The 13220-nt window shown below is 57.9% G+C and carries 10 protein-coding genes; 7 read left to right on the top strand and 3 right to left on the bottom strand.

Annotated features, from left to right (window positions below; all coding sequences use genetic code 11):
• Positions 1–18: 18 nt before the first annotated feature.
• Entirely contained in the window at positions 19–1596 is a 1578-nt protein-coding gene (locus E2583_RS23360) for a GGDEF domain-containing protein (RefSeq protein WP_291599228.1), read from the bottom strand.
• Positions 1597–1927: 331 nt separating this feature from the next.
• Positions 1928–3007, bottom strand: coding sequence for an SDR family oxidoreductase (locus E2583_RS23355; RefSeq protein WP_291599147.1), 1080 nt, complete (start codon positions 3005–3007; stop codon positions 1928–1930).
• Positions 3008–3080: 73 nt separating this feature from the next.
• Between E2583_RS23355 and E2583_RS23350 the strand changes: the two genes are divergently transcribed.
• The 4 genes from E2583_RS23350 (at position 3081) to E2583_RS23335 (ending at position 7762) form a co-directional block, all read left to right on the top strand.
• Entirely contained in the window at positions 3081–3470 is a 390-nt protein-coding gene (locus E2583_RS23350; RefSeq protein WP_291599145.1) for a MerR family transcriptional regulator, read from the top strand.
• A 1014-nt stretch (positions 3471–4484) separates the two neighbouring features.
• A complete protein-coding gene (locus tag E2583_RS23345; RefSeq protein WP_291599143.1) occupies positions 4485–5579 on the top strand; it encodes a porin in 1095 nt (364 codons plus the stop codon).
• A 158-nt stretch (positions 5580–5737) separates the two neighbouring features.
• Positions 5738–6298: a GNAT family N-acetyltransferase gene (locus E2583_RS23340; RefSeq protein WP_291599141.1), complete on the top strand. Its 561-nt coding sequence runs from the start codon at positions 5738–5740 to the stop codon at positions 6296–6298.
• Positions 6299–7153: 855 nt separating this feature from the next.
• Entirely contained in the window at positions 7154–7762 is a 609-nt protein-coding gene (locus tag E2583_RS23335; protein WP_291599139.1) for a DUF4337 domain-containing protein, read from the top strand.
• Between the two features lie 508 nt (positions 7763–8270).
• On the opposite strand, the gene E2583_RS23330 is transcribed toward E2583_RS23335, so the two are convergent.
• Complete coding sequence (locus E2583_RS23330; protein WP_291599137.1) at positions 8271–8453, bottom strand: hypothetical protein; 183 nt, start codon at positions 8451–8453, stop codon at positions 8271–8273.
• Between the two features lie 719 nt (positions 8454–9172).
• Between E2583_RS23330 and E2583_RS23325 the strand changes: the two genes are divergently transcribed.
• The 3 genes from E2583_RS23325 to E2583_RS23315 all read left to right on the top strand — a co-directional run bounded on the left by E2583_RS23325 (position 9173) and on the right by E2583_RS23315 (position 12904).
• Positions 9173–9424, top strand: coding sequence for an RNA-binding protein (locus E2583_RS23325; RefSeq protein ID WP_291599135.1), 252 nt, complete (start codon positions 9173–9175; stop codon positions 9422–9424).
• A gap of 2662 nt (positions 9425–12086) precedes the next feature.
• Positions 12087–12428, top strand: a complete 342-nt coding sequence (locus E2583_RS23320) for an RNA-binding protein (protein WP_291599133.1) — start codon at positions 12087–12089, stop codon at positions 12426–12428.
• 143 nt (positions 12429–12571) lie between these two features.
• Positions 12572–12904, top strand: coding sequence for a hypothetical protein (locus E2583_RS23315; protein WP_291599234.1), 333 nt, complete (start codon positions 12572–12574; stop codon positions 12902–12904).
• Positions 12905–13220: the final 316 nt, after the last annotated feature.

The following is a 13220-nucleotide window of genomic DNA, read 5'->3' as shown; positions in this document are numbered from 1 at the left end:
CCGTCTTCGCTCTCTGGTTTAGCACTGGGCGCAATTGCGCCCTGCAGCCTTCGCCCGGTACAAGGCCTGGTCCGCAGCCTCGATCAACTCCAGTGGCTTTTGCAGCCCTTGCGTGCCATGAAGGCTGGCCACTCCGACGCTGCCCGTGACACAGCCGAAGGGACTGGCCTGATGGTCAATGCCCAGGTCCTGGATTCGTTGCAGCAGCTGCTCAGCCACGTGCATGGCTCCTGCCAGAGAGGTATTCGGCAAGATGATGCCCATTTCTTCCCCTCCGTAGCGCGCGGCCAGATCTCCAGGTCGCTTGGTGATGCGTTTCAGCTCCCGGGAAACCTGTTTCAGACACTCGTCGCCTGCGACATGTCCATAGTTGTCGTTGAACCCCTTGAAGTGGTCCAGATCCAGGAGCAGAAGCGACAGTGGTGTGCCTTCCCGCGCGGCGCGTCTTGCTTCTCGCTCCAGCGTCTCGTCAAAGTGCCGACGGTTCGCCAGCCCGGTCAGCGAGTCCAGCGCGGCGAGTTCTCCGAGCTGCCGATTGACCTCCAGCAGCCTCTCGCGTGCAGCCATCAGGGAGGCTTCAGCTTGCACGCGGAGCTGGATGGTCTGGATCAATCTCCAGCCGATCACGGCGATCGCGGCCAGCAAGCTGAGCACCACACCTGCGGTCAGCAGCGCCTGGCGACGCCATGTACCCAATGCCTCGTGTTTGCCCTGGGCTACAGTGGTGAAGATGGGGTAACGATCATTGCTCCTGAACGCATAAAGCCTTTCCGTGCCATCGATTCCTGAACGGAAAGAGGCGGTGCCAGACTTCAGGCCCGAGAAATACCGCAGAAAATTTGGCGAACGCGAAAAATCCTGGCCCAGGTTTTTTTCGCTGAAAGGATATCGCACCAGCAACTGCCCGTTTGCCGTGGTCACGGAGATGACGCCTTGCTTGCCAATATCAATCTCGCCGAACAATCCCAGAAAGTTCTTGATGCCCAGGGCCACAACGATAACGCCGCCAAACTGCCCTTGCTTGTTCTCGAAACGTCGGCTGACAGTCAACACCCATTCTCCCGTCGAGCGGCTGCGAATCGGAGGACCAATGGAAATGTCGTGCGACGGACTGTCGCGGTGGAGTTGGAAGAAGCTGCGATCGGCACTGCTGGATCCTGCAGGAAATGCGCCCTTGGTGGACATCAGCCACCGCCCATCTGCATCGACCACGCGAAGCTCGTCGAGCTGGTTCAGCAATTGCTCCTGACGGCTGCCCAGTTTTTGCATGCGCTGCAAAAGGGCTGGCGTGACTCCCTCTTCCTCAAGCCGCTCGGCCATGCCGAGCAGAAGCATGGAGCTCTGGGTAAGCACGCCCTCTGCATAAGTGCTCAATGTCTGCGCCAGATTGCGGTTGTGCGTGTCGATCTCTGACAGGGTGCGCTGGCGTGCCGACCAGATCTCCCAGCCAGTAGCGACCAGAACCGAGGCAAAAACGACCAGCAGCAGGCAGGCTGCGAGCTGAGCGTCGCGCTTCAAGGTTGGCTTCCTGGGAGCGCGATCCCGCATTTCATCTTCCTGCAAACTGGCTTCGTTCTGCCTTTTTCGAAAAGACATGCCCACTCCCTCAACGTCAACCAGTCGTGAACAGCACTTTGGCGTTGCCGCTTGTGGCCCCCCTGCTGGTCTGTATTTGAGGAGGCCGAGAAGAATTTTCCTCTAACTCCCTAAAGTCGGCTACTCGCCATCTGCGCATGACCCCAGCTCCGGAGTCTGGGTTGAGAGCTGTGTGTGCCGGACCCGGGCGAGCCTTGGCAAACGAGGCGGTTTCGGAAACTCGAAGTCTGCAAACGCGCCCTGACGGCATTTTCGGACCCGGCTGCGACACCGGATGGCCGTTTCGCCTCGCGACGGTTGATCCGGATGGCTTGTGAGCGCCAAGCGGAATTCAGCGAGTCCTGTCCTTGCCCAGGCAGTGGGTGTTGACGAAGATTGCGGTGCGCTCCAGGGACTGGCGTATGTCCGGCTTGGCAATTCCATGTCTGTCGGCGAATTGCTCTGTTTCCAGGGTATCGAAACGGGTGGTTTGGATAAAGTCCAAGGCTTCGGCGCTGCTATTCAGGAACCGTGCGACGGGTGGAATATGCAACAGCAATCTGAGCAATCCCAGGGAAATGTGATGCCTGGGCGACCTGAATCCAAGGGCTTGTCCCACCTGTGCCAGAAGGTCCCGCAAATTGGGACTGCGGTCATCAAGCGCCAGTAGTTCCCGACCTGCCATGGAGGGGTCGAAGGCACAGGCCGACATCAGTTCAATGAGGTAATCCACTGTGACCAGCGGCAACCAATGCCTGGCGCTGCCGGGCACTGCGGTCAGTTTTCCCTGTGCCAGGTTGCGTATCAGGGCCACCAGTGGCTGGCCGTCAAGGATATGCCCCGTGCGGCTGTGGCCGCAGACCGTCGCAGGATGAACAATGGTGACCTGCCCGCCGTGGGTGGACATGACGTCGAGGGTTGCAAAGTGCGCCTCCAGCTTGCTCGCCTCGTACGCGCCGACGCGCCGGTACACGGCCGGCCATTGAGTCAGTTCCGGTTGGCGCGTCTCAATGCCGATGCGTTGCAGGTGCTCATGATTCCTCAGCATATATCCGCCGACCATCACCAGCCGGCTTTTTTGTTCAGCCGCCAGCAGCGCCACGCGTCTTGCTCCCTCCACATTCACCGCGCGAGCATGTTCCGGCGAGAGCCCCCAGGCAAAGTGGGCGCCCAGATGGAACACGGCTTTGGCATTCTTGAGCGTGCCCCTATCCGCAAGACAGAGGCCGAGATTGTGTTTTTCCAGATCGCCCTCGACAGCGAACACGCGGCCCGCGACCCCTCGCAAACTGTCGATCTGCTCCCGCAGTGCCGCTATGCGCTCTGGGTGGCGCATCAACACCCGGACGGTGTGACCTTTGGTGCTCAGGTGCGCCAGCAAATGTTGACCGATGAAGCCGGTCCCTCCCGTGACAAAGCACTCCGCACTCATTTCCCTGCTCCTTGGTAAGGTGAAAAATCAAATGTAGAGTGTTGACCTAACTCTATAGTCAAGCGGAATTTTCATGAGAATCGGAGAGCTCGAGACACGCAGCGGCGCCAGCCGTCACACCTTGCGTTACTACGAGCAGATCGGGTTGATCTCACCGATGCGGCGAAGCAATAACTATCGCGTTTACACAGAGCAGACGCTGCAGGAGCTGAACTTTATCCAGCGTGCCCAAAGCATGGGATTCTCGCTGGGGGAAATCGGCCAGATTCTGGATGCGCAGAGGAACAGATCGATCGATTGCGCCGAAGGCGCCAAGATCATTGAAAAAAAGATGTCGGAAATCAGGCAGAAAATTTCCGACCTCAAGAGTATTTACCGATATCTGGATGTAGAGCGAGCCAATCTTGAAGCCAGCGCGGCCAGGCAACTCGAGCTTCAGCGGCTGAACAGTGCAGCTGCCTGAGCTGTGCTCCGTGGTGAAACGGAAGCGGTAGCCAGCCTCCAGATTCAGCCCCCGGTGGCCCTGCGGGGGTTCATAGCGGCTATGCGCGACAGACAGCGGCTTTTGTGCATCGGTCCCATGGCGTACTGAGCCTTGGCCGCTCCTGTTCAGGAGCCTTGATGGCGAGATCCACCACATTGTGCGGGACAGAGGCCGGCGGCCGCGAGCTCAACAGAGCCGTCATGGCACAGCCACGCAGCGCAGGTGCGTGGGCAGGTCTGGTGGTGCGACGGCACTGCCTCTGCAATTTTGTCCTTTGCGGCGCGGTAGCGACATCGCCGCCATGTATTCCAAGCCCCGGACAACGCCATGGGTCTTCTTGAGACGGGTGCCGTGCCCTGCAGTCCTTAGGCCTTCTTCCGTCGTCAACAGTGACCAGCTGCACTGGCACATTTCGGGCTCGGTGGCTGCACGGCACAAATGTCATGACACCGGTCTTGTCGCATCAGGCACCCTGCGCTGCTGCTTTTGATTCCAGGCAGCTTCCCTGACGGTGCAGGCAGCCGGCTTGTTTCCACACCTTGATGCCGATCGCATGGATGGCCGCACCGGCACAGGAAAGGCGCGGTGCTCAAGGCGCTGCAACGCCGAAGGCAGGGTAAATCATCGGAGGGCGGCAGGGCGCATGCAACGGGTGCCAACAGCCTCGTTTCGTCATCTCACTAGCGTTTTACCGCAAGGGAAACCACCGACCCGAATTGCGGATTTCCTTCTTGAATTGCTTATAAAAAATAAACAAAATGCATCGGCAATTGGTTATGAAAAATATCTAAATAAATATCTGGATCAGGAAGACCAAGCGGACTGGTCCCAAGAACGGGATTTCGACTGCAGAGTGGCAGATCACGTACGGATGGCCGGTACCCGGCGGCCCATCTGCATCCGATGCACAAACCACTGAGAGGAGGAGGGCTTCAACACATTCAGGACACAGAGACTTCTTGACATTCAATGATTCAAACAAGGGAGACAAAGTTGATTAAAAGAATAGCTAGCACCATGGCGTTGATGAGCCTGGGAGGGTTTGCATATGCACAGTCATCGGTGCAGATCTACGGCATCCTGGACACGGCCGTCGAGACCATGAACAACGTGGGGGCCAGCAGGTCCACCCTGACGCGCATGCCCAATCTCTCGGGCAGCGTTCCCTCGCGCCTGGGCTTTCGCGGACGCGAGGATCTGGGTGGGGGGCTGAGTGCATCCTTCACGCTGGAGATGGGGATTGCCCCCGATTCAGGAGCCCTGAACCAGGGCGGACGGGGCTTCGGTCGCCAGTCGTTCGTCAGCCTCAACGGTCCATGGGGCTCGCTGGGACTGGGCCGCCAGTACACCATGCTGTTCTGGTCCGTGCTCGATGCAGACGTGATCGGTCCGAGCCTGCACAGCATGGGCAACCTGGACAACTACTTTCCGAATGCACGTGCGGACAATGCGATCTCCTACAAGGGCACGTTCTCGGGGCTGACGGTCGGCGCGACCTATAGTTTTGGCCGCGATGCCGTCAATGCCGGACCCAGCCCAGGCGGCACCAACTGCGCAGGTGAGAGCAGTACCGACTCCAAGACCTGCCGCGAGTGGTCGGCCATGCTCAAGTACGACACGGCGGGCTGGGGAGCAGCGCTCGCGCATGACGAGCTGCGTGGCGGCCCGGGGGCGTTTGCAGGGCTCACCAGCAGCGACAAGGCGGACAAGCGCACCATGCTCAATGGCTATGTGAAGCTTGGCGGAGCCAAGATCGGTGCAGGCTTCATGCGTCGCAAGAACGATGGATATGTGGCCTCGCCACGCAACGACCTGTGGTTTGTCGGTGTGACCTATCCTGCAGGAGCATGGACGGTCGATGCGCAGTACAACCAGCTCAAGTACAAGGACAATGCGGACAAGGGGCAGCTGGTGGTGGTGCGGGGGACCTACAACCTGTCCAAGCGCACGGCGGTCTATGCGTCGCTGGGGTATGTGAAGAACAGCGGCAATGCGGCCTTTGGTGCGAGCGGAGCACAGGCGGGAGGAACGCCAATGCCTGGTGTCAACCAGACGGGCTTCGGCGCAGGCGTGCGGCACGCGTTCTGAAATCGGCACACAAATGGTGCGGGTGAGGGTTGCCTGGTGGCCCCGCCCGCCCTTTGCGAGGGCGCGCTTTGAGCGGACTCATCTCGTTCCGACATGCGCTACCATCTGAGACAGATGATGTAGGCCCTCGGGTGAATCCTGTGCGTCGAACGAGTGTGATGAAGATTCACGAAATAGAGACCGATCGATTGCGGCTTCGGCAATGGCGAGATGCCGACTATCCCGTCTTCGCATGCATGAATGCGGACGCAGAAACCATGCGCTTTTTCCCCGCCACTCTCTCGGTGGAGCAAAGCAATGATTTGGCGAATTACTGTCGCGATCTCATCGAGCAGCAAGGTTGGGGGGTATGGGCCCTGGAGGAAAAGGCCACAGCGGCATTCATTGGCTTCGTCGGCTTGCACAGACCGACCGATGAGCTTCCCTTTTCTCCATGCATCGAAGTCGCGTGGCGGCTTGTGAGAGCGGCTTGGGGCAAAGGCTTTGCAACAGAAGGGGCCAGTGCGGCGCTTTCCTTTGCATTTGCACAACTGGCGGTGCCCGAGATCGTTGCCTTTGCGGCGTCCGATAACACTCCTTCCGAGCGCGTCATGCAACGGCTCGGTATGCGGCGAGACGCTCAAATGTTCGAGCATCCCTCTTTCCCCCCGGGGCACTCTTTGCGCAAGCATGTCCTGTATCGGGCCCATCCAGACGCACGAATCTCTGCGCCTCTGTAGCAAAGGACAAGCGACAAACGCAGCGGCGGCGACTGTCAGCGCAAGGGCATGGGCGCTCCTGCGCCCGTCACCTGCAAGCGTGATGGGGTGCGTCAGCTGTCCGCACAGTGGATTCGCACAGAGGATCTGGCGCCTGGAGTGCTGGTGAAGAGATGCACCATACCGATCATCAAAGCTGGCCCACCCTCCGGGGCGAGTCGAACGCAGACGCCGGATCCCAGACAGTCGGGAGACCTGCGGAAGGTTCGGTGTGATGCCGATCGAGCTGCAAGACCTGACGCAGCAGCTGGCGCTGAACACTGAAAATCTCTTGCCACGGTGCACTCCTGCCGCGCAGAAGGTGGGGCAGTTGCCGTGGTGGCGATGCAGGCGGGGGTGTTGGCGCCGGTCATTCCGGTGTGTCGATACGGCTTGCTGCCGATCCTCCACACGCACGGCTTGTATCCCGGTTGCCACCGATGGTTTCGACATGTGGTCGGAAGGTCGGTGATGAGCCGACCGAGTAACGGGAGCACTGACAGTGGAACGCATGGTGATTGCAATGGCGATGGCGACGGCGACGGGCTGCTGCAGACATATGCCTTCGGCCTTGGCGCCTTCCCTGCAGGCGCTGTACGCTCGGCCGGGTGATTTCCAGTCCGGTGTGCGCCGGCCCTTTGTGCGTGTGCATGACGCGTCTGCTGGGGCATTCGTTGATCCCGCAAGACCCTATGGCGGCTCATGAAATGCCGGTACCTCTTGATGAACTGAGACCACGTAGTACCCGTCAGCCCCCCCCGGATTGCTTCAAGGCAGGATCTGCCGGCTGGCCGGCCCCATAATGCGCCACCCATTGTTATCAAGGAGTTGGCACATATGTCATCTGACGGCTTTCACGTCCATGGCCCGCACGATCACGAACTCGAACATGCCGCAGAGGGCGAGCACGGTCAAACAGCCCACCACGGCATCGGCGGCGGCAGCCTGACCAACCAGATTGCCATGTGCACCGCTGTCATTGCAACGGTGGGCGCCATCTTCTCCTATATGGGCGGTGCGACCCAGGCAAATGCCGGACTGTATAAAAACGACGCGGCCATCAAGAAGACTGAAGCGGCCAACCAGTGGGCCTTCTACCAGGCCAAGAGCACCAAGCAATCGCTGTCCGAGTTTGCTCGTGATCTGGCGACTTCGGAGGACAAAAGGGCTGCTTACCAGGCCAAGGTTGAACGCTACGAAAAGGAAAAGGATGACATCAAGCGCGATGCTGAGCGCCTGGAAATCGAGGCCCGGCACTGGGACGAACAGTCTGAAATGCAGATGCATCTGCACCACCGCTGGGCTCAGGGTACGACCGCGCTTCAAGTCGCCATTGCGCTCGCAGCGATTGCACTGCTGACCAAGAAAAAGTGGCTTGAATATGCCATGCTCGGTGTGGCACTGCTAGGACTTGGCGTGGGTGCGCTGGCGATGCTGCAGATCTAAGAGCATCATGGAAAGCTGCGTCTTCACCTGATGCACTTGGATATCCACGAAGCGCGGCTGGAACCGGCCGCCGCAGCCTCTGCACCAGTCGTTGGTCCACTCCAGCTGCGCATACCCGGATGTCCATGGCGCAGTGACTTATTGCCGCATTCTCAGCACAGCTGGCTACTGTCGACAAGGCACAGGCAACAGCAAGGGGGCGGGCGCTGCTTCACCGAGCTTGCATGCGGCTTCGCACCAATCCCAGGCGTTACTGGCCCTCACTCGCGCCACAAGCCCGCTTCGCAAGCGCTTGGGGACGCAGTCAAAGACCATGCTCTTGAACATCAGGGGTCCAGAAATAGAAAAAGCCCGCTTAGTGCCAGGCTCTGGTGTCGAGAACGTCGAGGCTTGATCCTTCTGACGTCTTCAGCAGCAGGAGTGCCACAGTTTGCGCAACGCCTTTCCGTAAAGGCTTCCATAAAAAAGCCCGCACGATGGCGGGCAATGGCAATTTGGCGAAGGCTCTCTAAATCTTGCTACGGCCTCGGTAGTCAAGGTCGGTGGCGGAGTAGTTTTCTCGTTTGCGCCAGTTCATTTGAACAGGGCCCGTATATTCCGGGGGATAGGTGATGCGCTCCTTTTTCCGGCTGAGCTCCCATCGCTTGGCCTCCACGACATGGTGAACGGTTGATTTTTTCGTTTTGATCATTGCGAGGCTCTCTGTAAATATCCGGACGTCAGCCCCACAGTACATGGTTAATCCGTAGTGGTCCACCCATATATTTTTGGAGGGTCTTGATGTTGGCAGTATCAAACCCGAGAACCGGAAAATTTCCAACCAAGGGTCTTTCGGCTCACCTATACTGGGTTCACTCGCTGCATCGGCCGTTCGCCCCGGCAGCGCCTGTCTGACACGTATGCCGCCCCTTGGCCGCAGGTAACCGCTCTTCCAGGAAGGTACGCGGTGGTCACACCCCTCTCGGCGAACTCTCCAGATCCTGAAGAACCTTGTGGATCTTCGTTGCCCCTGCACACCAGGGTCTTCTCAGTCTCTTGCGACAGCCTCCCCGGTCGAGTGAGCGGCGGTTCGTTTGCATGCCGCGAAAAATCATGCCTGAGCAGATTGGAAGCCATGTGGTCACGTCTCTCATCTTGGCGAACCCAAGTGTCTGGTTCACTACCGCTGTCTCTATTCGTCGTGGAACGCATGACCGAATTTTTCGAATGAGTCACTGGCCTCTAAATGCGCTTTGGCGGTACATCCGTGCATGGTGCTGGGGCATTCGATGACTTCAGCTGTGTCATTTTTTATCCCTCAGTAGAAGCTTTGGCTACTGACTAATCTTCACCAAAGCAATCTCGTGGTTCTCTTGGGAATCATCTTTCGCTCCGAAATATACGTGGCGAAATTCACTTAGAAGGTACTCCATGCAAAGCAATCTCTACGTTTCGAATCTTGGCTATGGCATCGACCGCGAACTGCTGAAATCACATTTTTCAAGCTGCGGAGATGTCCTGTCCTCCGAAGTGATAACAGACCGCAATACCGGTCAATCGCGCGGCTTCGGCTTTGTCGAGATGGGCACGGCTGCCCAAGCCAAAGCGGCAATCGATGCCCTCAATGATCAGTCATTGGGGGGCCGAGTGATCTCTGTATCGCTAGCCAACGCTCGCAAGTAATTTTTACTTCGCGCCAAAAGCCCACATCTGCAAAGATGTGGGCTTTTTTTCTTCAAGTCCAGCTCAATACGCCTCTTTGAGCGGTTTCACTATTTTGGCGGACCCCCATGGCTGTCATTTGGGGGCAATGTCAAGCGTCAAGAGCTGAAATTTTGAGTGCTGCAACCGCATCGTGAAATTTCGCTCCCGATCGGGATTTGCCGGCTCCTACGACGAAGCATGTCCCGTCTGTCCCTGATGTAATCAGATGAGACCGGTTATTGGCAGGGTGTGGCCGCTCCCTTTCCGCCTCGTGGGGCGGCGTTGAGCCGGAACGGTGGCCTTGCCATATGGGTCGGTGCGGATGGATGCGCTACAGCAGCAGCCACGCAGCCCGCTGGAGCGAATAGGCCGAAGGATGATGACTTTGAACGGGCGTGTGCGCAGCGTAATTCGAAAAAGGCTAGGAACGCAGTCTGTGGATCAGCCTTTGCAATGAAATTCTCTGTGCACTTCTTCATCCTTCTGATCGCATAGCACGAGAGACAGCCATTGAAAATGCTCATGTCACGGGCAACCTCAGCCTGTTCGTTCGGGCCCTGCACGGTGCCCGCGTCCAGTCCCGCACGCAGGTCAGGCGCACAAACTCATCGGGTTGCGATGCAACGGGCTAAGAGGGCTCGTTCGAACAGAAGGACTGGACAACCCTGCAAGCCCTATGCGGATGCTCACGATCACGATCAGGCATTCAGGGGCTTTGTCATGGCTTGCTCCTCTGCACCGATGCAGCGGACACGGGCGACGATCGACACTGAGTCGAATGCAATCGCATCGGTCAGGCGTGGGCGTGAGCGCCATCCCTGGCGACGTGACAACCCGTTAGAAGAGGCCGAAGAGATGATGAGGGGCCATTGGGCGGCCGGCAGCAGCTTCGGTACCTGAGAGTCGAGTGCCCGAAATCGATGTCCGCAAAGAAAAAGCCCGCGAGCGGTTGCTGCAGGCTTGAAGAAAGAGCCGGTGACCGTGTCGTGTCTTGCCTGGGGAAAGGTCAGAAATGAAGGGAGGAGGAAGTCCCAGGCCCGGCGTAACAGGTAGATGGCTCCGGATTCTGCACGAAGCTTTTTCGACGATCAATACGAATTGGGCCTGCACAAAGCCAAGCCCCACCATCTGCCGTGATCCTTTGCCAAGGCACGGAGGCCACACCGTGCTCTTGACCGATGACAGCCCTGGCCCCTTTCCCTGACTAACGTACCTGCTCGTCAGTCACGGCAGATGGCTCGCCAGAGCCTATAGGACGCCTGAACGCAGCCGCATGCCGGGAAATCGATCCTGTCTCGACTATCGAGACGAAAAAAGCCGCCCTAGGGCGGCATTGATGCTTGTCGCAAGGCTGTCGGGCTATGCAGCGAGACGGTGAATCAGAACAAAGCCCTCCTGCGGCTGCTATGGCCTGCGTTACGGCTGCTCCTCCTCGTTCTTTCCCTTTGGGACAAGGGGAATGTCTTGCTGCTTTGGAGCCGGTATCCCATCGGTCATAAAAAACATGAGCTTCAAGGTGTCCCAGAAAGATGGTGTAGAGAGAGGAATCGGGTTACCTGACAAATAGAGCTCCGGTCTGGGGTGGCTGATCAAGATTGAGCGCCTGATCCGACAGTACTCCTTTTAATGACCTTAAACGGTGCCCTTGAAAAATAGACGGCTGTAGTGATGTCAAAACTGCAACTGCTGCTGCCCAGGGGGGCGCCGAGCCAGGCGGAGCAAAGTGCATGCACATCGAATTGCTGCCAAGGCGTTCACATTTCCATCTTGAATGCAAGCCGCAGAATCGTGTTGCAAGGCACTCTGGCCTGTGCCGGGGGGCGCGGTGCCTTTCCTGGCGCGTCTGCGCCTCAACCCGGACGGGGCCAGACTTCGCGTGGGAGTTCGACCGCCGCAGAACCTCCCGCCGCGGCGCCAGCGCAGGACGCCCAGGCCGAGGGGGAGGGCCCAGGTGGGCCGACGACGATCTCCAGGGGCGGAACACTGGCTCGGTCCAGCCTGGCATGAGCTTCCCTGCTGGCTGTCTGCTGCTGCGCAACGACAGACAAGCGAATCGCGGTGCAGCAGCCTGCAGACGCGCACGGAATAAGACTTGAAATAATAAGGTTTGTCTTTTTTATGGAAAAGTATTATGATGGGCCTCGTTTGCAGACTTCGCCCCGTTGTTCTGCAGCGTCTTCCAGGGACTAACGTCCGCCAGCGAAGAAATTATCGCGAGACATCTCGCACCGTTGGCTGTAGAGCAGCAGCCAATCGAGTTATCGAAAGCTCATGCGGGCCGCTCGGCCTGCTCTGATTGAACTAGATTCCACTGACTCCTATCGCCATGGGCAAGTACTTTGTTACGCCCGCATCACACAAGACCCACTGTGGTCGCTTTCAAGCTTCCTTCGCACTTCAGCGCACCAGGCAAAACAGCAGCTACTGCCGTGTTTTTCGCTTTGACAAGACATTTGCCTCGACTGAAGCAGCAAAGATCTTTGCTGTCACGCAAGGCTGGTTGCATACCGCCATGCAGCCCTCCATGTGCTGAGTTGCCAGCAAGCACTCCACTTCAAGTGGTTGCTGCGGACTCCCGCTCCCACTGCCACATTCAAACGACGCATCAATCCTTGATACGTCATCACTAGAAAAGGCTCCCATGAGCACCAAAATTTACGTCGGCAACCTGCCTTACTCCGTGACCGATTCCAATCTGAGAAACAACTTTGCAGAGTTCGGAACCGTTACCTCTGCCAAAGTCATGATGGATCGCGAGAGCGGCCGTTCTAAAGGTTTTGCATTTGTAGAAATGACGTCTGCCGACGAATGTCAAGCAGCTATTGCTGCTTTGCACGGCATGTCCGTTGATGGACGTTCGATCGTTGTCAATCTTGCGAAACCCCGTGAGGAAGGTCGTGGATTTGGGGGCAGTCGCGAATTCCGCGCCAGCTCTCGTCCCAACGTTGGCTATGGCAACGACGGATACGGCGGTGGCTACTGATCTGGCCAGATATCCCCAGAAAAAAGCCCTCAGCTCGAGGGCTTTTTTATTCCTTGAGTGAGGCGACTGCTAGAGCCTGCAGGCTGCTGGCGCACCTCTCATGAGGTGCACGTATGGAGGAGTGCAGCCTTCGAGTCCGGCTTGTGGTTGCGCTGGCTGACGACAAGTCCACGATGTCCGTGCCTGTGACGCTCATCCTTGCCATCAGCATGTCGGCTGTCGAACAGAGCAGGGACAGAAAAACAAAAAAGCAGTTCCCGGCGAATTATGGCTTCACAGGATGTTTCTTCGGTTATGGTAGGTCACTTAAACCACTAAGGAAGCGCCTGATGCCGAAACCCAACTACCAATTCGAAAAAAGGCAGCGGGAACTAGAGAAAAAGAAAAAGAAGGCCGAGAAGGCTCAGCGCAAAGCGGCTGAGTCCGAAACCGTTGCGCCAGTCCTGAGCTCTGGGGCATTGGTTGAAAACAAGTAGATAGGGGAAAGGCTTGGTGTGGTGCGACCTTTGAGAGTTTCAAAAAAGTCGCGGTGACATGCCTTGCAGAGGGGGACTTCGAGTGTCCCCTGTTTCCTTGATGTGGGAGGCCACAGCGAAATTCGGCGTCGCCCCGGTCGGTATACACAAGAAAAAAGCCTGCAATTGCAGGCTTTTTTGTGTTTCTATTCAGGACCGCTTTTCTGAGAGCTGTTTGAGGCGACGTCCCCCCGTTTTCAGTAGCACAAGGCTTTGGAGTCCGAGGTTAATTTAACTGCTTTTGCATCAGCCTCTGGGCATAGGCTGTGGGCGTGAG

The sequence above is a fragment of the Comamonas sp. genome, from assembly GCF_009360615.1.
In the GTDB taxonomy this organism is placed as follows: domain Bacteria; phylum Pseudomonadota; class Gammaproteobacteria; order Burkholderiales; family Burkholderiaceae_C; genus Comamonas.
This window is presented reverse-complemented; position numbering and strand designations above follow the sequence as displayed.